The following is a 20,583-nucleotide window of genomic DNA, read 5'->3' on the forward strand; positions in this document are numbered from 1 at the left end:
CATGGAAGCATTCACCACCCACACCGGCCGGGCCGTCCCGCTGCGCCGCAGCAACGTCGACACCGACCAGATCATCCCTGCTCACTGGCTCAAGAAGGTGACCCGGGACGGGTTCGAGGACGGGCTGTTCGAGGCCTGGCGCAAGGACCCGGAGTTCGTGCTCAACCGCCCCGAGCGGCAGGGCGCCACCGTCCTGGTCGCGGGCCCCGACTTCGGCACCGGCTCCTCCCGTGAGCACGCCGTCTGGGCGCTGCAGAACTACGGCTTCAAGGCGGTCGTCTCCTCCCGCTACGCCGACATCTTCCGCGGTAACTCGCTGAAGAACGGCCTGCTCACGGTGGTTCTGGAGCAGCAGACCGTGGATGCGCTGTGGGAGCTCACGGAGAAGGACCCGCAGGCCGAGATCACGGTGGACCTCGAGGCCCGTGAGGTGCGCGCCGAGGGCATCACCGCCTCCTTCGAGCTGGACGAGAACTCCCGCTGGCGGCTGCTGAACGGGCTGGACGACATCTCCATCACCCTCCAGAACGAGGCCGACATCGCCGCCTACGAGGCCAAGCGGCCCTCCTACAAGCCGCGGACGCTCCAGGTCTGAACCAAGTCCCGAACGGGTCGAGATTCGGCCACCACAACACCCCCTCTGTACCCCCGATCGCCACGATTGGGGGTACAGCCATGTCTGCACCCGAACGGCCCTGGGCGTTCCCGCAGGTCCGCTCAACTTCCCACGTTAGTGCGGCGGTTGCCTGGGTAAGTGAGTGCTGTGATTGCGGGCTTGGCAAGTGCCCGGAAGGCCATTCGAGGCGGCAGTTGCACCCTGCGCAGGCGACAACTCGCCCCAGATGGCACAATCTGTGCATGGACAGCGACGGCCAACTCACGCTCTATACGGCGGTCGCGGCCCAACTGAAGGAAGCGCACGCAAGAGTGCGCGCACTGCAAGTCCCGGAGGGCGTACGGATGGCGCTGACCCGGAAGCTGCTGGTCATTACGGCCGCGGCCAAGCACGATCTCGCCGATGCGGCAAGGCGTCTGGAGCGGTTCACGGCGGACCTGGACGAGGGTCGAATCCCTGACGAGGAACGCTGAACCGCCCGAGACAACCGAGTCGGTTGCGGCACAAGGGTGATAAGCCCGTTTCGTGTTTGATTTGCGGTATATATCTGCCTAACGTGCGAAAAAGCTTGAACACTTTCGTTCTGGCGATGTCTCCGAAGGGGAAGACGTGAACAAGGCGCAGCTCGTTGAAGCGATTGCCGACAAGATGGGTGGCCGCCAGCAGGCCGCCGATGCTGTCGATCATGTTCTGGACGCCATCGTCCGCGCGGTCGTCGCGGGCGAGCGGGTCTCGGTCACCGGCTTCGGGTCCTTCGAGAAGGTGGACCGCCCCGCCCGCTACGCCCGTAACCCCCAGACGGGCGAGAGGGTTCGGGTCAAGAAGACCTCCGTGCCGCGCTTCCGCGCCGGTCAGGGCTTCAAGGACCTGGTGAGCGGCTCGAAGAAGCTGCCGCGCGGCGGTGAGGTCGCGGTCAAGAAGGCGCCCAAGGGCAGCCTGACCGGCGGAGCCGCCGCCACGGTCAAGAAGGCCGCGGCGAAGAAGGCCACCAAGGCGGCCGCGAAGAAGGTCACGGCGAAGAAGGCGGCGCCCGTGAAGAAGGCCGTCACCGCCAAGAAGGTCGTGGCGAAGAAGACGACCGCGAAGAAGACCACGGCGGCCGCCAAGAAGACGACCACGGCCAAGGCCGCGGCCAAGAAGACCACCGCCAAGAAGGCCCCTGCGAAGAAGGTCACCGCCAAGAAGGCCCCGGCCAAGAAGTCGACGGCCCGCAAGACCACCGCCAAGAAGGCCACCGCCCGCTAGAGGCGAGGCACAGGGCACTCACACGCCGGGCCGGACTCCCGTGGGGAGCCCGGCCCGCGGCGCGTCCGGGGGGACGCTCAGAACGTCTGCAGGGTCACGAGCGTGATGCGGAGGCCGTCTTCGGCACCCTCCGTCTCGATCCGTACGCGCTGTCCCGGCCGCAGCAGCCGCAGCCCTCCCGCGTCGAACGCCGGAGCGTCGAAGGGCACCGGCGTCCCGTCGTCGAGCAGTACCTGCCCGCTGCGGGTCTCGGGGTCGTACGTGTATGCGGTCGCCTGCATGGCGGAAGCCTACTGTGCCGCTACTGCCCGGGAATCAGCAGCCGGGCCGTCGCCGCCGCCGTCCGCGGACCCACCCCCAGCGCCAGCGCCGCCCGCAGGTCCTCGCCGGTGTCCACGTCCTGGCGTACCGAATCCACCGCGTCCAGCCCGAGTTCCACCGCCCCCGACGCCCGGTGCCGGGCCCGGGAATCGACGCCGAATGCCGGGTGCAATTCCCGGCCGCCGGCCGCCGTCAGCAGGGTGGTGCCGATTGCGGCCGCATCGGGGAGAAAAGCCCGCGGGAATTGAGCCGCCGCGGCCAGGACCCGGGACAATTCCGCGGGGCGCAGGGCGGGCAGATCGGCGTTCAGGGCCGCCACCGGGGTTTCGGCGCGCCGGGACCGTATGACCCTCGCCCCGTGCGCCAGGGCGGCGTTCAGGCCGCCACCGGGCTCGTCCGCCACGATGCGGGCCCCCAGCGCCGCGAGCTCGCGGCCCGCGAGCGCGTCGCCCGTGACGACCGCCACATCCCCGACCTGCGGACAAGCCAGCGCCGCGGCCACCGTGTCCTGCGCGAACGCGAGGGCCAGCCCCGGGCGCAGCCCGTCGGCGGCGGTGTCCGAGAGCCTGCTCTTGGCCCGCGCCAAGGGCTTCACGGGGATGACCAAGGTCCACTGCACCGGCGTACCGTCCCTTACTGGTTGCGGTCATTGTCACCCGGGTCCTCTGGCGGCCCGGGCGGCGGGGCGTACGGTGTTCTCGACAGACCGGCGGCCTGGGGCGACACTTGTGCGGCCCCCCGGCCCCGGGGGCAGTCCTAGAGGAAGGTGTCCGAGTGTCCCGCCGCAGAATCGGCTTCTGGTACCGCTTCGCAGCGGTCCTGTGCAAACCGCCGCTGGTGATTCTGATCAAGCGGGACTGGCGTGGAATGGAGCACATTCCGGCCGAGGGTGGATTTATCACCGCGGTGAACCACAATTCCCACGTCGACCCCTTCGCGTACGCGCACTATCAGTACAACACCGGACGCGTTCCGCGATTCCTGGCGAAGAGCGGGCTTTTCAAGAAGGGATTCGTCGGTGCCGCGATGCGCGGCACCGGGCAGATCCCCGTGTACCGCGAGAGCACCGACGCGCTCAGCGCGTTCCGGGCCGCGATCGACGCCGTGGAACGCGGTGAGTGCGTCGCCTTCTACCCCGAGGGCACCCTCACCCGCGACCCGAACGGCTGGCCCATGACCGCCAAGACCGGTGCCGCGCGCGTGGCCCTGCAGACGAAGTGCCCGGTCGTCCCGGTCGCGCAGTGGGGCGCCAACGCGCTCCTGCCGGCGTACGCCAAGAAGCCGGACCTCTTTCCGCGCAAGACGCACCACGTCCTGGCCGGCCCGCCCGTCGACCTGTCGCGCTTCTACGACCAGGAGATGACCCCGGAGCTCCTCAAGGAGGCCACCGAGGTCATCATGGCCGCCATCACCCGCCTGCTGGAGGAGATCCGCGGCGAGAAGGCGCCCGAGACGCCGTACGACCCGCGCCGCGAGCGGATCGAGCAGCGGCGCCGGACCGAGGCACAGACGCAGTCGCAGGGCAGGCAGGCAGAAGGGCAGGGACGGGGCAAGTGAGCAAGCCGGTCAAGGCGGCGGTCTTCAGCGCCGGTTCGTGGGGCACGGCGTTCGGCATGGTGCTCGCCGACGCGGGGTGCGACGTCACCCTGTGGGGCCGCCGCGCGGAGGTCGTGGAGGCGATCAACTCCACCCGGACGAACCCCGACTACCTGCCGGGCGTCGAGCTCCCGGCGAACCTGCGGGCCACCACCGACCCGGCCGAGGCCGCCGCCGGCGCCGACTTCACGGTCCTCTCGGTGCCTTCCCAGACCCTGCGCGCCAACCTCGCGGAATGGAGTCCGCTGCTCGCGCCCGACACCGTCCTCGTCTCCCTCATGAAGGGCGTCGAACTGGGCTCCACGATGCGGATGAGCGAGGTCATCGAGGACGTCGCCAAGGTCGGCCGGGACCGCGTCGCGGTCGTCACCGGGCCCAACCTGGCCCGGGAGATCGCCGCCCGCATGCCCGCCGCCGCCGTGGTGGCCTGCACCGACGAGGCGGTCGCCCAGCGGCTCCAGGCCGCCTGCCACACCGCGTACTTCCGCCCGTACACCAACACCGACGTCGTCGGCTGCGAACTCGGCGGCGCGGTCAAGAACGTGATCGGGCTCGCGGTCGGCATCGCCGACGGCATGGGCCTCGGCGACAACGCCAAGGGCTCGCTGATCACGCGCGGTCTCGCCGAGACCACCCGGCTCGGTCTGGCGCTCGGCGCCGACCCGCTGACCTTCTCCGGACTCGCGGGCCTGGGCGACCTGGTGGCCACCTGCTCCTCGCCGCTGTCCCGCAACCACACCTTCGGCACCAACCTCGGCAAGGGCATGACCCTGGAGGAGACCATCGCGGTCACCCGGCAGACCGCCGAGGGCGTCAAGTCGTGCGAGTCCGTGGCGGATCTGGCCCGCAGGCACGGCGTCGACATGCCGATCACCGAGACGGTGGTGGACATCGTGCACGAGGGCAAGCCGCCGGTGGTCGCCCTCAAGGAGCTGATGTCGCGCAGCGCGAAACCCGAACGACGCTGAGCGACGCCGGGCGCCCCCGCCGTTCCAACGCTGTCTCGGGGCACTACCACCGGGTACTCTCAACGCGATATGAGCACCGAGAACCTCCCCCAGAGCCCTGAGCAGCAGTCTCGCAAGCCGCGCGTGGCCGTCGTGTTCGGCGGCCGCAGCTCCGAACACGGGATCTCCGTGGTCACCGCGGGCGCCGTACTGCGCGCCATCGACCGGACCAAGTACGACGTCCTGCCGATCGGCATCACCCGGGACGGCCGTTGGGCGCTCACCGCGGACGAGCCGGACCGCATGGCCATCACCGACCGCCGCACGCCGAGCGTCGACGAGCTCGCGGAGTCGGCCGAGGGCGGCGTGGTGCTCCCCGTCGACCCCGCCAACCGCGAGGTCGTCTACAGCGAGCCCGGCTCCGTGCCCAAGGCCCTCGGCGAGGTCGACGTGGTCTTCCCGGTGCTGCACGGCCCGTACGGCGAGGACGGCACCCTCCAGGGCCTCCTGGAGCTCTCCGGTGTCCCGTACGTGGGCGCGGGCGTGCTCGCCTCGGCCGTGGGCCAGGACAAGGAGTACATGAAGCGGGTGTTCACCTCCTTCGGGCTCAAGGTGGGCCCGTACGTGGTGATCCGGCCCCGTGAGTGGCAGCAGGACGAGCCGGCCGCCCGCAAGAAGATCGTCGACTTCGCCGGCGAGCACGGCTGGCCGCTGTTCGTGAAGCCCGCGCGCGCGGGCTCGTCGATCGGCATCACCAAGGTCGACGACCTCTCGGGCCTCGACGAGGCGATCGCGGAGGCCCAGCGGCACGACCCGAAGATCCTGGTGGAGGCCGCGGTGCGCGGCCGCGAGATCGAGTGCGGCGTCCTGGAGTTCGAGGACGGCCCGCGCGCCTCGGTGCCCGCGGAGATCCCGCCGCCGGACGCGCACGCGTACTACGACTTCGAGGCGAAGTACATCGACTCCACGCCCGGCATCGTCCCGGCCCCGCTCACCGACGAGGAGACCGCCGAGGTGCGCCGGCTCGCGGTGGACGCCTTCGACGCGGCCTCCTGCGAGGGCCTGGTCCGCGCGGACTTCTTCCTCACCGAGGACGGCGAGTTCGTGATCAACGAGATCAACACGATGCCCGGCTTCACGCCGATCTCGATGTACCCGCAGATGTGGCAGGCGACCGGGATCAGATACCCGGAACTGGTGGACCGCCTGGTGCAGGCGGCCCTGCGCAGGTCGACGGGTCTTCGCTGAGCGCTCCGCTGGAAGTGCCGCGACATTCCGTCCCTCGTCTGCGGCAACGTCGTGGCTGGTCGCGCAGTTCCCCGCACCCCTTCAGGGCGCTGCCGAACTGCAGTGGACTTCGAACCCGACCTGCTTGGCCGCCGGGCCCGTGGCCACCGGCCCCGGGCGCCGCGCGGGCGGCCGTCAGGTCATGGAGGCGATCCCCTTGGGGATCGCCTTCTTCACAGCCGCCGCCAGGTCGATGAGCACCTGGGCGCCGTCGTCCTGTTGCGACATCCCGTCCGGCAGGCTCACCTGCACATACGTCTCGCGCTCGGCCGTGGTGAACCGCCACGTCCCGTCGTCCTGCTTCTCCATCAGCCAGTCCACGCCGTTGACCCCGCCGCCCATCGCGTCGGGGTCTTCGCCACGGGCGACTTCGGGGTCGATCATCTTCGGCGGCCGGGTGATTCCGCAGCGCAGTATGATCGCCGGGCTTCCCCAGCCCGCCGTGAAGGCGGACCGGGGCTCGGGGTCGTCGCGCTTGCGTCCGTCCACCGTCCGCGGCAGCACCTCGTGCAGGGCCCGGCACTGCGCGGCCGTCTTCGCGTCGGGGCTGGGAACCGCGACGGTGGCACTGTCGTCTGCTGATGAGCAGCCCGCGACGCCGATCAGCAGGGCGAGCGCGGGCAGGCGGATCGGCCGGTGACGGAAGATGTTCACCGGCCAAGGGTAGACGGGGGCTACAGATGGACGACCGGGCAGGTCAGGGTGCGGGTGATGCCGTCCACTTGCTGGACCTTGGCCACCACCAGGCGGCCGAGGTCGTCGACGGTGTCGGCTTGCGCGCGCACGATGACGTCATACGGTCCTGTCACGTCCTCGGCCTGGATGACTCCAGGGATCTTGCTGATCGTCTCAGCGACGGTCGACGCTTTGCCGACCTCCGTCTGGATCAGGATGTACGCCTGTACCACGGAACCTCCAGGGCGGCCACGAGGATCATGTGGGGAAAAGGAACGCCACGGTATCGCGTCGCCGCTCGCCGCGGGGAGACCTGCGGAGACCGAGGCTTGCGCGCCGGGGTGCGGGTACGACAGAAGTTGACGGTCATCTCGACCGTAATGGGGGCGAGAATGGCGCGCGAGCGGGTACGGACAGGCGACGAAGGGGCGATAGGGCGATGAAGGGCACTGTTGGTGAGCTAGGGGAATTCGGGCTCATCAGGGAGCTCACCTCCCGTCTCACCACCACCCCGGCGGTCCGGGTCGGCCCCGGCGACGACGCCGCGGTGGTCGCCGCGCCCGACCGCCGGGTGGTGGCGAGCACCGACATCCTGCTGGAGGGGCGGCACTTCCGCCGCGACTGGTCCACGGCGTACGACGTGGGGCGCAAGGCGGCCGCGCAGAACCTCGCGGACATCGCCGCCATGGGCGCCGTACCGACCGCGCTGCTGCTCGGCCTGGTCGTCCCCGCCGAACTCCCGGTCACCTGGCCCACCGAGCTGATGGACGGCCTGCGCGACGAGTGCCAGGTGGCGGGCGCCTCGGTGGTCGGCGGGGACGTCGTACGGGGCGACACGATCATGGTGTCGATCACCGCGCTCGGCGATCTGCGCAACCAGGAGCCCGTGACCCGGGCCGGCGCGCAGCCCGGCGACCTCGTCGCGGTGACGGGCTGGCTGGGCTGGTCCGCGGCCGGATACGCGGTGCTGTCCCGGGGCTTCCGCTCGCCGCGCGCGTTCGTCGAGGCCCACCGGCGCCCCGAACCGCCGTACCACGCGGGTCCGGCCGCCGCCGGGCTCGGCGCGACCGCGATGTGCGACGTGAGCGACGGACTGATCGCCGACCTCGGGCACATCGCCGAGGCCAGCAAGGTCCGTATCGACATCCGCTCCGGGGCGATCGACATCCCGTCGCAGATGAACGACATCGGCCAGGCCGTCGGCGTCGACCCCATCCAGTGGGTGCTGACCGGGGGAGAGGACCACGCGATCGTGGCGACCTTCCCGCCGGACGTGAAGCTGCCGGCCCGCTGGAAGGTCATCGGCGAGGTCCTCAACCCCTCGGCGCTGCCCCAGGTGACGGTCGACGGGGCCCCGTGGACCAGCAAGGGCGGCTGGGACCACTTCGGGGACATCGAGTCGTGAGCGCCCCGCCCAGGGTCCTCACCGTGGCCGGCTCCGACTCCGGGGGCGGCGCGGGCATCCAGGCCGACCTGAAGACGATGCTGGCGCTCGGCGTGCACGGCATGAGCGTGATCACGGCGGTGACCGCGCAGAACTCGGTCGGTGTGCAGGGCGCCTGGGAGTTGCCGGTGGAGGCGGTGCGGGCCCAGTACCGCAGCGTCGTGGACGACATCGGCGTCCAGGCCGTGAAGACCGGCATGCTGGCCTCTGCGGAACTCGTCGAGGCGGTGGCCGAATTGATCACCGGCACACATGCCCCGGCGGTCGTGGACCCGGTGGGCATCTCCAAGCACGGCGACTCGCTGCTGGCCGCCTCGGCGCTGGACTCGGTGCGCACGAAACTGCTGCCGGCGGCGACCGTGGCCACCCCGAACCTCGACGAGGTGACCCAACTCACGGGCCTGCGGGTCGAGTCGGAGGAGGGGCTGCGGGAGGCGGCCGCGGCCGTCCTGGAGTACGGCCCGCGGTGGGTGTTGATCAAGGGCGGGCATCTGCCCGGGGACGCCGTCGACCTGCTGACCGACGGCTCCGAGGAGCACTGGCTGCGGTCACCCCGGCACGACAACCGGCACACGCACGGCACGGGCTGCACGCTCGCCTCCGCGATCGCGGCCGGGCTGGCGAAGGGCCGGACGGTGCCGCAGGCGGTGGGGGCGGCCAAGGAGTACGTCACCGGGGCCATCGCGGCCGGCTTCGCGCTGGGCGGCGGGATCGGACCGGTGGATCACGCGTGGCGGCTGCGGGCCTGATCCGCGGGTACGGCGAAGGCGAGGACGGCCGACGCGAGAGCATCAGGAGCGGGGACGGCAAAAAGCCGGCCCACCCTCAGGTGGACCGGCTCCATGCAGCGAACCAGCAGTGGCCGCGCGCTCAGCGTTTGCGTCAGCGCGAGACCTTGCCGGCCTTGATGCACGAGGTGCAAGCGTTCACGCGCTTCGGCGTCCCGCCGACCACGGTACGCACACGCTGGATGTTCGGGTTCCAGCGGCGGGACGTACGGCGGTGCGAAAACGAGATGTTGTTGCCGAAGCCCGGCCCCTTGCCGCAGACGTCGCAGTTGGCAGCCACGGGTCACTCCAAAGACTTCAGATGCACTTACGGTTGATCCCGGCATGCCGGGATCGAGATCCTAGGATCTGAGATCTTGAGTGGCGTTGCCAGGGGGAATGGCCCGATCGGGATCGGGCAACCGGAGCAGCATACAACGACTGCGTCCGTACAACGAAACTACCATGGCAGCTCAGGCCCCCGCCCCAGGCCCTCCTCCGGCGCACACCGACCCGGGGTCTACGCTGCGTCCCACGTCCAGCAGCTCAGGGAGGCGCAGGTGGCGCAGGTGCCGCAGACATTCTTCGATGCTCTCGCGGTGCGCACCTGGTGCGGTCTCGCACTCCGGGCGCTGGGACAGGCGCGCGAGGAGATCGACGCGATCAACGTGTACCCGGTGGCCGACGGCGACACCGGCACGAACCTCTATCTGACCCTGGAGTCCGCCGTGGCGGCGGTCGAGGCCGTGTTCGCCGGGTACGAGGCGGGTCCCGCGCAGGGCACGGGACCGTCCCTGGCCGACGCCGTGCACGCCATGGCCCACGGGGCCCTCATCGGGGCACGCGGCAACTCCGGCACCATCCTCGCCCAGCTGCTGCGCGGCATGACCCAGGTACTCACTGCCGACGGCACGACCGCCCACACCGACGGACCGGGACTGCGGCTGGCCCTGCGGCACGCGGCCGACTCCGCCCGCCAGGCCGTGGCCCACCCCGTCGAGGGCACGGTGCTGTCCGTCGCCTCGGCCGCCGCCGAGGCGGCCGAGGGCGCCGAGGGGGACTGCGGAACGGTCGCGCGCGCGGCCTACGAAGGTGCGCGCACGGCGCTCGCGGCGACTCCGGGGCAGCTGGCCGTCCTGGAGCGGGCCGGAGTGGTCGACGCCGGCGGGCGGGGCCTGGTGGCGGTGCTGGCGGCCCTGGTGGAGACGTTCACGGGTGAGGCGCCGACGGGGGTGCGGTCGACGGCGCCCGCGTACGAGGCGCACCCGGAGGCCCTCGCGGAGGCCCACGCGCGCGGGGCGGCCGCCGCCCCGGAGGCGGCCGGGTGCGACGACGGGCCGGCGGAAGGCGGGCCCGCCTTCGAGGTCATCTATCTGCTGGAGGCCGAGGACTCCGCCGTGGCACGGCTGCGCGAGCGGCTCGACGGCCTCGGCGACTCCCTGGTCGTGGTCGGCGGCGACGGACTGTGGAACGTCCATGTGCACGTCGACGACGCGGGCGCCGCCGTGGAGGCGGGCGTCGAGGCCGGGCGCCCGTACCGGATCAGGATCACGCACTTCGGGCTCGGCGACGCGCACACCGGCCGCGAGCGGCCGCCCCGCGAGCGGGCCCAGCGCGCCGTCGTGGCGGTCGTACCCGGCGAGGGCCTGGCCGGGCTGTACACCGAGGCCGGCGCCACCACCGTGCTCGCGCGCCCCGGGGAGCCGCCCGCCAGCGGGGAGCTCGTCCAGGCCGTACGGCGCGCCCACGCGCGCGAGGTGGTGCTGCTGCCCAACGACGCGGAGCTGCGCCACACGGCGGCCGCGGCCGCGGAGCAGGCACGCGCGGAGGGCATCCGCGTCGCCCTCATCCCGACCCGCTCGGCGGTCCAGGGGATCGCCGCGCTCGCCGTGCACGCGCCGGAGCGCCGCTTCGACGAGGACGTCGTCCAGATGACCTCCGCGGCGGGCGCCACCCGCCACGCGGAGGTCGTCGTCGCCGAACGCCAGTCCTGGACCATGGCCGGCATCTGCCAGGCCGGCGACGTCCTCGGCCTCATCGACGGCGACGTGGCCGTGATCGGCTCGGACGTCACGGCCACCGCCGAGACCGTCCTGGACCGGATGCTCCAGGCCGGCGGCGAACTGGTCACCCTCGTCCTCGGCGACGAGGCGCCGGAAGAGATCGCCGGCCGCCTGGAGACACGCGTCCGGGAGTCCTACCTCGCCGTCGACACCGTCGTCTACCGGGGCGGACGACAGGGAGCACTGCTGCTCATCGGCGTGGAGTGACCCCCTCCCGCAGGAGGGGGCACCCGGCGCCCGTCCCTCACCCCCGGCGGGCCTCCGGGAGGTCGGGCAGGTCCAGCATCTGGTGCGCCTCGGCCCGTCGCGCCCGCACCGCCTCGTCCGTGCCGTCGGCGCCCTCGTAGGCCGCGAGCACCGCACGCGCGCGTGCGGCCGCGTCGGCCGGGCGGCCCAGGTCGGCCTCCAGCCAGCCGGCGGCGAGCTCGGCACCCGTGCGGCTGTGCAGGCCCTCCTCGCCCAGCGAGCCGAACACGGCGCTCGCCCGTACCGCCTGGGCCAGCGCCTCCTCGAACGCGGCCCGGATCGCGGTGTCCTCGGCCTCCTCGGACACCGAGCGGGCCACCAGGTCGGCGAACTGGCGATGGGTGTGACCCAGTTCGGCGGTGAGCGACTCGCGCGCCTCCACGTCGTCCACCGTCTCCAGGGCCGCCTCGCACTCGCCGGCCGCGTCCGCCATCAGGCTCCGGGCCCGGTCGAGCCCGGCCCCCGAGCGCAGTGCCAGCCACGCGCGGGCCCGCAGGCTGCGGACCAGGCCGTGGACGTTGCCGAGGGAGCGCCACAGGTCGCCCGCGCGCGCGTAGGCCTGGTCCGCCTCGGCGGGCAGCCCCGCCTGGCCGAGGGACTCGGCGGCGAGGTGGGCCAGCGTGGCGTGGTCCTGCTGCTCGGGCCAGTTCCGGGCGAGCTCGGCCGCCTGGAGCCGGCGTTCGGCCGCCGCGCGGTGCTCGCCGAGCTCACTGAGACAGTCGCCGAGCCACCACTGCGTCTGCACGATCGCGCCGTCGCCGTGCGTCTCGGCGCTCAGGTCGGGCAGCGCCGACTCCAGCACCTCGGCGGCCTCCGGGTAGCGCCCCTGCCGCAGCAGGAAGCCGCCCAGCTGGTGCCGCGCCCAGGAGCCCAGGGTCGCGCTCTCGCCCGCCTCGTCGGCCCAGTGCGCCGCCTCCAGGGCGTGCTCCGCCGCCTCCCGCACCTCGCCCAGGCCCCCGACGACCTCGGCGAGCCGGAGGTGCAGCTGGGCCCGCCCCGTCGCCTCCAGGAACGGCCCGCCGTGCTCCAGGGACGCGCGCAGCGCCCGCTCCGCCTCCGCCATGTCGCCGAGCTGATGGGAGAGAGCGGCCACCCGCACCTCGTACTCCACCGCGAACCATGGCAGCCCGCCTTCCACGAACTCCCGCGCGGCCCGCCGGAACAGCCCCGCCGCGGCCTCTGCGTCCCCGGTGAGCTCCGCCAGCTCCGCGAGCATCGCCTGCCCCTCGGCGGCCCGGGACGCCAGCCGCACGTCGCCGCCGGTGTGCCCGTGGACCAGCGCCAAAAGCTCCCGTACGGCCCGCTCGGCGTCCGGCAGGGTGTGCTCCCCGTGCTCGTGCGCCCGCCGCATCAGGATCCGGGCCCGCCCCATCAGCACGGACGCCGTCTGCCGTACGCCGGTGCCGTCCTCCGCGTACAGCGCGAGGGCCTGGTCGTAGGGCTCGGCGACCGCCGCGAGCGCCTCGTCGACGTGACCCGACAGGGCGCGTACGTAGGCCGCACGCGTGCGTGCCGCCAGTGCCTCCCCGGGGTCGCCCCCCTCCGCGTAGAGCCCGGCCGCCCGCTCGAACAGGCCGATGCCGTCGGGTCCGCGGTCCATGGCCTCGTGGTCGGCGATCTCCGCGCGGTCGAGCGCGTCCAGTTCGATCCCCTCGGCGGCCCGGGCGACCGCCGCCCACGCCTCGATGGCGTTCGGCCGGAGGGTGTCCGACAGCCGCCGGGCCTCGGCGATCAGCGCCGGCAGGTCCGGTTCCTCTTCCGGGACGGCGACCGCGGCGGCCGGGGGCGCCGCGGTGGTCGCGGGGGTGCGCACGGTGGCCGTCCGCACGCCCAGCGGCAGCCGCTCCACCGGCGGACGCTGCTCCATGCGCGCGCGGGCCCGCTCGCCGATGTACGGGGTGCCGTTGCGCCGGTCGAACTGCCCGGCCAGGTCCAGGGCCTCGGCGCGCGCGTGGGCGGCGAGTTCCGCCGCGGTCCACGCCCGCCCCGCGGGACCGGGCACCTGCTGCCCGCCCAGCCCCAGGGCGGTCAGGCGGTCCATCAGCAGGGTCACGACGGTCATGAAGTCCAGCCGGCTGCGCGGCTGTCCCGCGTCCGTGAAGTAGGCCGGCCGCTCCGCGAGCAGCTCCAGACCGCGCGCCTCGTTGCCGGTCAGCGCGCAGAACTCCACGTGGTCCGCGTACGCGCCGCGCATGCTCTCCATGGGCCGCACCAGCCGCAGGCCGCGCAGGTGGTGCGCGCGCGCCTCGTCCGTGCGGCCCAGCCGCAGCAGCGGCGTCAGGGAGGAGGCGAGCACGCTGTGCGGCTCGTGGGCGCAGGTGTACTCGCCCTCCAGGACCGGCCGCCACAGCTCCAGCGCCTCGGCGTCCCGGCCCCGGGTCACCTGCCAGATGCCCTGCCCGTGCAGCTCGCAGGCGTGGCAGTCGGCCATCCGGTCCCGGTCGGCGGCCAGCCAGGCGCCGTACGCCCGCTCCGCGCGGTCCAGGTCCCCGATGTGCGCGGCCACGTTGAACTCGGCGCTGCGCACGGCCCGTTCGGAGTGCCCGGCCAGCCGGTAGCGGTGCTCCATCTCGCCGAGCCACTTCTCGATCGAGGCGAGCGGGATGTGCGGCTGGTCCAGCATGCCCGAGGACATCCACTTGAAGACCCAGTGCAGCGAATGGGTCTCGTACTCGTCGAAGTCCTCCGGGCGTTCGTCCCACATGCGCAGCAGCCGCGCGAACGGGACGAACATCTTGTCCTTCTCGGAGCTGTAGTTGTAGACCTTCAGCTGGTGTCCGAGCGCCTCGATCACGGCGAGCGGGATGGTCAGCCGCTCGGCGTCGGCGAGCAGTTGCTCCGCGCGCGCGTTGCGGGCCGGGCCCTCCGGCTGCTCGCCGTTCTCCGCCATCGCCCGGCGCAGCGCGTCGAAGTCGGTGATCCCGCTGTCTTCGGTCATCGGCGACCGTCCTCCCCGTGAGTGGCCCATTCCAGGAGGCCGATGAACGCGCGGTTGAGCAGCGCCGAGTCGGCGGGCCGCAGCGGCCGCTGGGCCATCAGCAGCGCCTGCCCGTACAGCGACTCCGTGGCGGTGCCGATCAGCTCCGGGTCCTTCAGGGAGCTGATCCGCCGGATCAGCGGATTGAGGTGGTTGAGCACCAGACGCGCGCGCGGGGCGCTGCCGCGCAGCGAGCCGAGGATGCCCGCCCACAGGTCGTCGGCCTGCTCCTCGGCCTCCGCGCGGGCCTGCTCGTGCCGGGCGCCCCGGTCGTCCAGGTGCAGCGCGGGCACGGACAGCGGGTGGAAGGCGCGCAGGACGACGTCACAGCCCAGGGGGTCGAGCTTGGCCCGCGCGGCCGCCAGGAAACCGGACAGCGCCAGCTCCTCGGCCGGGTCGACCGCGTCCAGGTGCGCGGTCACGGTGTCCGCGTCCAGCTCGGCGACCACCGTCCCCGGGCGCACCGACGGCAGCGCCTCGACCAGCTCGCTGTCGTACGTGTAACCGCCGTTGATCACCCCGACGCCCTGCGCGGAGGCGATCGGCGCGACCTGCCGGTACTCCTCGACGGTCCGGGTGAAGTGCACCACCGGGTGCCGCTGCGCGAACTCCTCCAGGGACAGCCGTCCGTCGGTCGTCTCGAAGGGCAGCCACGGCAGCATCGTGCGCAGCATCTCCGGATCGTGCCGGGCGAGGGACTTCACCCCTAGGTGGTGCACCGCCAGGAACGCGGCCAGCCGGTCGGGGTCGCCGGCCGCCAGTGCGGTCAGCCAGGACCGAATCCTTTCGCCGAGCGCCTCCCGTACGGCGGCGAGGGTCTCGTCCTCGTACAGCGACTCGCGCGAGGCCGTGGGCCGCAGGCTGTCCGTGTCCAGGACGCAGCGCACGAAGAACGCCCAGTCCGGCAGCAGCTGTTCGGCCCGCTCGGTCAGCAGCATGCCCTTCAGGTGCACCCGGTGGGTCGCCCGCTGGGCCGGGCTGACCGCCGCGGGCAGCACGTACGCCACCCCGCGGATCCCGGCCAGCGGCACGTTCAGCTCGATCGAGTCCAGCGGAGTGAACCCGAACAGCTCGCGACAGTGCCGGGCCAGCGCCACCCGGCGGGTGGCGGGGGAGGGGTACGCGCGGTCCCAGGGCGCGGGCAGGTCGGTGACCGCCTCGTCGCCGACGCGGACGTCGTAGGGCAGCAGCGAGCCGAAGTCCCGGGCCAGGGCGAGCACGCGCTCGGGCGAGAGCCACTCGGCCGACCCGGCGCGCGCCTCCAGGTGCACGGTGGTGCCCGGCTCGGGGCGCGCCTCGGCGGGCAGCGTCCGCACGGTGTACGAGCCGTCGTCGCGGGCCGTCCACTCCACGGGCGGGGCATCGGGCGTACGGGCGCTGCGGCTGACGACCCGGATCCGCTCGGCGACCACGAAACAGGCCAGCAGCCCGATGCCGAACTGGCCGAGGAAGTCGGAGCGGGCCTGCTGCAGCCCCTCGGCACGCTTGGAGCTGCGGCCGATGGTCGCCAGCAGACTGTGCACGTCCGACTCGGTGAGTCCGACGCCGGTGTCCTCCACCCGCAGCGCACCGCCGTCGGCGAAGAGCCGCACCCGCGCCGGGGCGTCCGGCTGTTCGGCGCGCCGGGCCGTGATGGCGTCCACCGCGTTCTGCAGCAGCTCGCGCAGATAGACCTTGGGACTGGAGTACAGGTGATGGGACAGCAGGTCCACCAGACCGCGCAGGTCGACCTGGAACGTGTGAGGTGACTGGGATGCCTGGGATGACTGTGAGGTCTGGGAGTCCATCGTCGCAGCGCCGGTGGGGGGATGTCGCGACGGCGCGGGGTCGGGCGGTCCCGTGTGAGGCGGTGACCGCGGGGGATGGCCGGAGCGCGCCATCCTAGAGCCCGAACAGCCCGTCTGACCAGGGGTTTCCCGATATGTATACGGCAATGTCAGTGGCGTGGTGTGCAATGGATCTCGTGCCCGCACTGGAAGAACCACTGAAACAACCACTGAAGTCAGTGCTCGGCCCCGCCACCGCGAAGGTGATGGCCGAGCACCTCGGCCTGCACACCGTCGGCGACCTCCTGCACCACTACCCGCGCAGGTACGAGGAGCGCGGGCAGCTCACGCACCTGGCCGACCTGCCCATGGACGAGCACGTCACGGTGGTCGCCCAGGTCGCCGACGCCCGCCTGCACTCGTTCGCCTCCTCCAAGGCGCCCCGGGGCAAGGGCCAGCGCCTCGAGGTGACCATCACGGACGGCAGCGGCCGCCTCCAACTGGTCTTCTTCGGCAGCGGCGTTCACAAGCCCCACAAGGAGCTCCTGCCGGGCACACGTGCGATGTTCGCGGGCAAGGTCTCCGTGTTCAACCGCCGCCTGCAACTGGCACACCCGGCCTACGAGTTGCTGCGCGGCGACAGCGACGAGACGGTGGAGACCTGGGCCGGCGCCCTCATCCCGCTCTACCCGGCGACCGCCAAGCTGGAGTCCTGGAAGATCGGCAAGGCGGTCCAGACCGTCCTGCCCAGCGCCCAGGAGGCCGTCGACCCGCTGCCCGAGTCCCTGCGCGAGGGCCGCGGCCTGGTCTCCCTGCCCGAGGCCCTCCTCAAGATCCACCGCCCGCACACCAAGGCGGACATCGAGGACGCCCGTGCCCGCCTCAAGTGGGACGAGGCCTTCGTCCTCCAGGTCGCCCTCGCCCGCCGACGCCACACCGACGCCCAGCTCCCGGCGGTGCCGCGGAAGCCCAGCCCGGACGGTCTGCTCACGGCGTTCGACGACCGCCTCCCCTTCACCCTCACCGACGGCCAGCGAAAGGTCTCCACGGAGATCTTCGACGACCTGGCCACCGCCCATCCGATGCACCGGCTGCTGCAGGGGGAGGTGGGTTCCGGAAAGGCTCAGCCTCTCGACTCGCTCGTGCTGACACCCGTGGGCTTCCGGCGTATGGGGGATGTGCGGGAGGGGGACGAAGTCGTCGTGCCGGACGGCGGGATCGCACGGATCGACGGAGTCTTTCCGCAAGGAGAGCGCGATGTCTGGCGCCTGGTTCTTTCCGACGGAAGTTCTGTCGAGTGCGACGACGAGCATCTCTGGATCGTGGGTACGAGCTGTGGGTGGCACCGTTCTCAGGCACCCAAGATCATGACGACCCGGGAGATTCGTCTCGACACGTTCAAGGCGAACGGAGATTCGAAGTGGTATCTCCCGGTGGCCACTCCGGTCGACCTGGGAGACGATTGTGGACTGCCCCTCGATCCGTATCTGTTCGGTCTCCTGTTGGGAGACGGTTCATTTCGCCACAACCTGCGTCTGGCCACCATCGATGACGAGATCCGTGTCGCTGTGGCGACAGCGGTGGCACCCGAGTGTCGCCTGATCCCGGTCAAGGGGTCCCCTTGTGACTACACGATCCAGCTTGTGGAACGTGCCGGAGGCGCGCGCAATCCTGTGATTCAAATCCTGCGTGATCTGAATCTGTGGGGTGTGACGTCGCACGAGAAATTCGTCCCCGACGAGTTCAAGAACACCTCGATCAAGAACCGTCTGGCTCTGCTCCAAGGGCTCATGGACACCGACGGCACAGTCCAGCCGGATGGCATGAGCATCTCGTTCTGCTCAGCCTCGCGCAGGCTCGCGGACGATGTCGCTTGGCTTGTGCGGTCACTGGGCGGTCGAGCGCGCGTTCTGCCGAAGAAGGCAGCCTTCGACGTCTCGGTGGCCATGCCTGGCGAGTACGCTCCGTTCAGGCTGACCCGCAAGGCCGATCGCGTACGGCCCAGGTCGAAATACAGCACGTTCCGGCGCGGAATTCGCGCGGTTGAGTATGTGGGACGGAAGCCCGTCCAGTGCATTAGCGTCGCCCACCCCAGCCATGCCTACGTCACCGACCACTTCACGGTGACCCACAACACGATGGTGGCGCTGCGCGCCATGCTCGCCGTTGTGGACGCCGGTGGGCAGGCCGCCATGCTCGCGCCCACCGAGGTACTCGCCCAGCAGCACCACCGGTCGGTCGTCGAGATGATGGGCGAGCTCGCCGAGGGAGGGATGCTGGGCGGCGCCGAGCGGGCCACCAAGGTGGTGCTGCTCACCGGGTCGATGGGGGCGGCCGCACGACGGCAGGCGCTGCTCGATCTCGTCACCGGCGAGGCCGGGATCGTGATCGGCACGCACGCGCTGATCGAGGACAAGGTGCAGTTCCACGACCTGGGGCTGGTCGTGGTCGACGAGCAGCACCGGTTCGGGGTGGAGCAGCGCGACGCCCTGCGCGGCAAGGGCAAGCAGCCGCCGCACCTGCTCGTCATGACCGCCACGCCGATCCCGCGCACGGTCGCCATGACCGTCTTCGGCGACCTGGAGACCTCCGTCCTGGACCAGCTCCCGGCCGGCCGTTCACCGATCGCCAGCCATGTCGTCCCGGCCGCCGACAAGCCCCACTTCCTGGCCCGCGCCTGGGAGCGGGTGCGCGAGGAGGTGGAGAACGGGCACCAGGGGTACGTCGTCTGCCCCCGGATCGGGGACGAGGAGGTGGACCCGAAGAAGAAGTCGCCCGAGGACGAGGCCGAGAAGCGTCCCCCGCTCGCCGTCCTCGACGTGGCCGACCAGTTGGCCAAGGGCCCGCTCGCCGGCCTGAAGGTGGAGGTGCTGCACGGCCGTATGCACCCGGACGACAAGGACGCCGTCATGCGCCGCTTCGCGGCCGGGGAGAGTGACGTCCTGGTCGCCACGACCGTGATCGAGGTCGGCGTGAACGTCCCGAACGCCACCGCGATGGTGATCATGGACGCCGACCGCTTCGGCGTCTCCCAGCTCCACCAGCTGCGCGGCCGCGTCGGCCGTGGTTCCGCCGCCGGTCTCTGCCTCCTGGTCACCGAGATGCCGGAGGCGAGCGCGGCCCGCCAGCGGCTCACCGCGGTCGCCTCCACCCTGGACGGCTTCGAGCTCTCCCGCATCGACCTCGAACAGCGCCGCGAGGGCGACGTCCTCGGCCAGGCCCAGTCCGGCGCCCGCTCCAGCCTGCGGGTGCTCGCCGTCATCGACGACGAGGAGGTCATCGCCGAGGCCCGCGAGGAGGCGGCGGCGGTGGTGGCGGCCGATCCGGAGCTGACCCGGCTGCCGGGCCTGCGTACGGCTCTGGACGCCCTGTTGGACGAGGAGCGGGAGCAGTACCTGGAAAAGGGGTGAGCCATGACGGCCGTACGACGCGCGGCACCCCCCACTTTCGCCTGCCAGACTGGACCTGTCACCGCCCCACGACCAAGGACCCCACATGACCCGCGTGATCGCCGGCACGGCCGGCGGACGCCGCCTGGCCGTCCCGCCGGGAACCGGTACGCGTCCGACCTCCGACCGCGCGCGCGAAGGCCTCTTCTCCACCTGGCAGTCCCTGCTGGGCGGCCCGCTGGACGGTGAACGCGTCCTCGACCTGTACGCCGGCTCGGGCGCCGTCGGCCTGGAGGCCCTGTCCCGCGGCGCCGGCCACACCCTGCTCGTCGAGGCCGACGCCCGTGCCGCCCGCACGGTCCGGGACAACGTACGCAGCATCGGCCTTCCCGGTGCCGAGGTCAGGGCGGGCAAGGCGGAACAGATCATTCGGACACCGGCGCCCGCCGAACCGTACGACATCGTCTTCCTCGACCCGCCGTACGCCGTCACCGACGACGATCTTCGCGAGATTCTGCTCACACTCCACACGGAGGGCTGGCTCGCGGAGGAAGCGCTCGTCACCGTGGAGCGCAGCACCAGAGGTGGCGAATTCCACTGGCCCGACGGCTTCGAAGGGCTCCGGGCCCGCCGTTACGGCGAGGGAACGTTTTGGTACGGTCGCGCCGCCTCTACGTGCGAAGACGCACGATGACCGGACCGGAGAGCGAGGGATCACAAGTGCGCCGCGCCGTATGTCCCGGGTCGTTCGACCCCATCACCAACGGACACCTCGACATCATCTCCCGCGCCTCCCGCCTCTACGACGAGGTCTACGTCGCGGTGATGATCAACAAGGCCAAGCGGGGCCTGTTCGAGGTCGACGAGCGGATCGACCTGATCCGCCAGGTCACCGCCGAGTTCGAGAACGTCCGGGTCGAGGCCTTCCACGGCCTCCTCGTCGACTTCTGCAAGCAGCGCGACATCCCCGCCATCGTCAAGGGCCTGCGCGCCGTCAGCGACTTCGACTACGAGCTGCAGATGGCCCAGATGAACAACGGCCTGTCGGGTGTCGAGACGCTCTTCGTGCCGACCAACCCCACCTACAGCTTCCTGTCCTCCTCGCTGGTCAAGGAGGTCGCGACCTGGGGCGGCGACGTCTCCCACCTGGTCCCGCCGGTGGTGCTCGAAGCGCTCACCAAGCGCCTCGGCAGGGACTGACCGGCTGACGCCCCGTCACCCGGTGTCGGACGGCCACCCCATGG

The 20,583-nt window shown here is 71.7% G+C and carries 19 protein-coding genes; 12 read left to right on the forward strand and 7 right to left on the reverse strand.

All coding sequences use genetic code 11. The annotated features are described in order from the left end of the window. Position 1 precedes the first annotated feature (1 nt). The 3 genes from leuD to IPZ69_RS14745 all read left to right on the forward strand — a co-directional run bounded on the left by leuD (position 2) and on the right by IPZ69_RS14745 (position 1,861). Entirely contained in the window at positions 2-595 is a 594-nt protein-coding gene (gene leuD / locus IPZ69_RS14735) for a 3-isopropylmalate dehydratase small subunit (protein ID WP_235454568.1), read from the forward strand. A gap of 263 nt (positions 596-858) precedes the next feature. Then, positions 859-1,089 (forward strand): hypothetical protein, encoded by a 231-nt coding sequence (locus tag IPZ69_RS14740; RefSeq protein WP_235454569.1) that lies wholly within the window; start codon positions 859-861, stop codon positions 1,087-1,089. A 136-nt stretch (positions 1,090-1,225) separates the two neighbouring features. Beyond that, positions 1,226-1,861 (forward strand): HU family DNA-binding protein, encoded by a 636-nt coding sequence (locus IPZ69_RS14745; RefSeq protein WP_235454570.1) that lies wholly within the window; start codon positions 1,226-1,228, stop codon positions 1,859-1,861. Between the two features lie 77 nt (positions 1,862-1,938). Here the strand turns inward: IPZ69_RS14745 and IPZ69_RS14750 are convergent, their stop codons facing one another. Then, a complete protein-coding gene (locus IPZ69_RS14750; protein ID WP_235454571.1) occupies positions 1,939-2,142 on the reverse strand; it encodes a hypothetical protein in 204 nt (67 codons plus the stop codon). A gap of 20 nt (positions 2,143-2,162) precedes the next feature. Beyond that, positions 2,163-2,801 (reverse strand): 2-phospho-L-lactate guanylyltransferase, encoded by a 639-nt coding sequence (cofC, locus tag IPZ69_RS14755; RefSeq protein ID WP_235454572.1) that lies wholly within the window; start codon positions 2,799-2,801, stop codon positions 2,163-2,165. 155 nt (positions 2,802-2,956) lie between these two features. Between cofC and IPZ69_RS14760 the strand changes: the two genes are divergently transcribed. The 3 genes from IPZ69_RS14760 to IPZ69_RS14770 all read left to right on the forward strand — a co-directional run bounded on the left by IPZ69_RS14760 (position 2,957) and on the right by IPZ69_RS14770 (position 5,973). Next, the gene (locus IPZ69_RS14760) at positions 2,957-3,739 is read left to right on the forward strand and encodes a lysophospholipid acyltransferase family protein (protein WP_235454573.1); all 783 of its coding nucleotides are present in this window, start codon (positions 2,957-2,959) and stop codon (positions 3,737-3,739) included. After that, entirely contained in the window at positions 3,736-4,746 is a 1,011-nt protein-coding gene (locus IPZ69_RS14765) for an NAD(P)H-dependent glycerol-3-phosphate dehydrogenase (protein WP_235454574.1), read from the forward strand. The genes IPZ69_RS14760 and IPZ69_RS14765 overlap by 4 nt, the downstream gene beginning before the upstream one ends. Positions 4,747-4,815: 69 nt before the next feature. Next, positions 4,816-5,973 (forward strand): D-alanine--D-alanine ligase family protein, encoded by a 1,158-nt coding sequence (locus tag IPZ69_RS14770; protein WP_235454575.1) that lies wholly within the window; start codon positions 4,816-4,818, stop codon positions 5,971-5,973. 174 nt (positions 5,974-6,147) lie between these two features. Here the strand turns inward: IPZ69_RS14770 and IPZ69_RS14775 are convergent, their stop codons facing one another. After that, positions 6,148-6,666 carry a DUF3515 domain-containing protein gene (locus IPZ69_RS14775; RefSeq protein WP_235454576.1) on the reverse strand — a complete coding sequence of 173 codons (519 nt, stop codon included), beginning with the start codon at positions 6,664-6,666 and terminating at the stop codon, positions 6,148-6,150. Between the two features lie 20 nt (positions 6,667-6,686). Further along, positions 6,687-6,920: an Lrp/AsnC family transcriptional regulator gene (locus IPZ69_RS14780; RefSeq protein WP_020121007.1), complete on the reverse strand. Its 234-nt coding sequence runs from the start codon at positions 6,918-6,920 to the stop codon at positions 6,687-6,689. Positions 6,921-7,126: 206 nt separating this feature from the next. Between IPZ69_RS14780 and IPZ69_RS14785 the strand changes: the two genes are divergently transcribed. Together IPZ69_RS14785 and thiD are read left to right on the forward strand one after the other, a co-directional pair. Further along, a complete protein-coding gene (locus IPZ69_RS14785; protein ID WP_235454577.1) occupies positions 7,127-8,092 on the forward strand; it encodes a thiamine-phosphate kinase in 966 nt (321 codons plus the stop codon). After that, positions 8,089-8,880, forward strand: coding sequence for a bifunctional hydroxymethylpyrimidine kinase/phosphomethylpyrimidine kinase (gene thiD / locus IPZ69_RS14790; RefSeq protein ID WP_235454578.1), 792 nt, complete (start codon positions 8,089-8,091; stop codon positions 8,878-8,880). The genes IPZ69_RS14785 and thiD overlap by 4 nt, the downstream gene beginning before the upstream one ends. 133 nt (positions 8,881-9,013) lie before the next feature. On the opposite strand, the gene rpmB is transcribed toward thiD, so the two are convergent. Beyond that, the gene (gene rpmB, locus IPZ69_RS14795) at positions 9,014-9,199 is read right to left on the reverse strand and encodes a 50S ribosomal protein L28 (RefSeq protein ID WP_009190838.1); all 186 of its coding nucleotides are present in this window, start codon (positions 9,197-9,199) and stop codon (positions 9,014-9,016) included. Positions 9,200-9,458: 259 nt separating this feature from the next. Here rpmB and IPZ69_RS14800 point away from each other — a divergent pair, with 259 nt between their 5' ends. Then, positions 9,459-11,168, forward strand: coding sequence for a DAK2 domain-containing protein (locus IPZ69_RS14800; protein WP_235454579.1), 1,710 nt, complete (start codon positions 9,459-9,461; stop codon positions 11,166-11,168). Between the two features lie 37 nt (positions 11,169-11,205). Here the strand turns inward: IPZ69_RS14800 and IPZ69_RS14805 are convergent, their stop codons facing one another. Together IPZ69_RS14805 and IPZ69_RS14810 are read right to left on the reverse strand one after the other, a co-directional pair. Continuing rightward, positions 11,206-14,145, reverse strand: coding sequence for a tetratricopeptide repeat protein (locus tag IPZ69_RS14805; RefSeq protein ID WP_235454580.1), 2,940 nt, complete (start codon positions 14,143-14,145; stop codon positions 11,206-11,208). Continuing rightward, positions 14,142-15,971 carry an HSP90 family protein gene (locus IPZ69_RS14810; RefSeq protein ID WP_235454581.1) on the reverse strand — a complete coding sequence of 610 codons (1,830 nt, stop codon included), beginning with the start codon at positions 15,969-15,971 and terminating at the stop codon, positions 14,142-14,144. The genes IPZ69_RS14805 and IPZ69_RS14810 overlap by 4 nt, the downstream gene beginning before the upstream one ends. Before the next feature lie 167 nt (positions 15,972-16,138). On the opposite strand from IPZ69_RS14810, the gene IPZ69_RS14815 reads away from it, so the two are divergent. From IPZ69_RS14815 to coaD, 3 genes are all read left to right on the forward strand, one after another. Continuing rightward, positions 16,139-19,360, forward strand: a complete 3,222-nt coding sequence (locus tag IPZ69_RS14815) for a helicase-related protein (RefSeq protein ID WP_235454582.1) — start codon at positions 16,139-16,141, stop codon at positions 19,358-19,360. Positions 19,361-19,445: 85 nt separating this feature from the next. After that, positions 19,446-20,033 (forward strand): 16S rRNA (guanine(966)-N(2))-methyltransferase RsmD, encoded by a 588-nt coding sequence (gene rsmD / locus IPZ69_RS14820; protein WP_235454583.1) that lies wholly within the window; start codon positions 19,446-19,448, stop codon positions 20,031-20,033. Continuing rightward, positions 20,030-20,539: a pantetheine-phosphate adenylyltransferase gene (gene coaD, locus IPZ69_RS14825; protein WP_235454584.1), complete on the forward strand. Its 510-nt coding sequence runs from the start codon at positions 20,030-20,032 to the stop codon at positions 20,537-20,539. Before rsmD ends, coaD begins: the two co-directional genes overlap by 4 nt. Positions 20,540-20,583 lie beyond the last annotated feature (44 nt).

Origin of the sequence: Streptomyces olivochromogenes (genome assembly GCF_021538895.1) — a bacterium.
Lineage (GTDB): Bacteria > Actinomycetota > Actinomycetes > Streptomycetales > Streptomycetaceae > Streptomyces > Streptomyces olivochromogenes_A.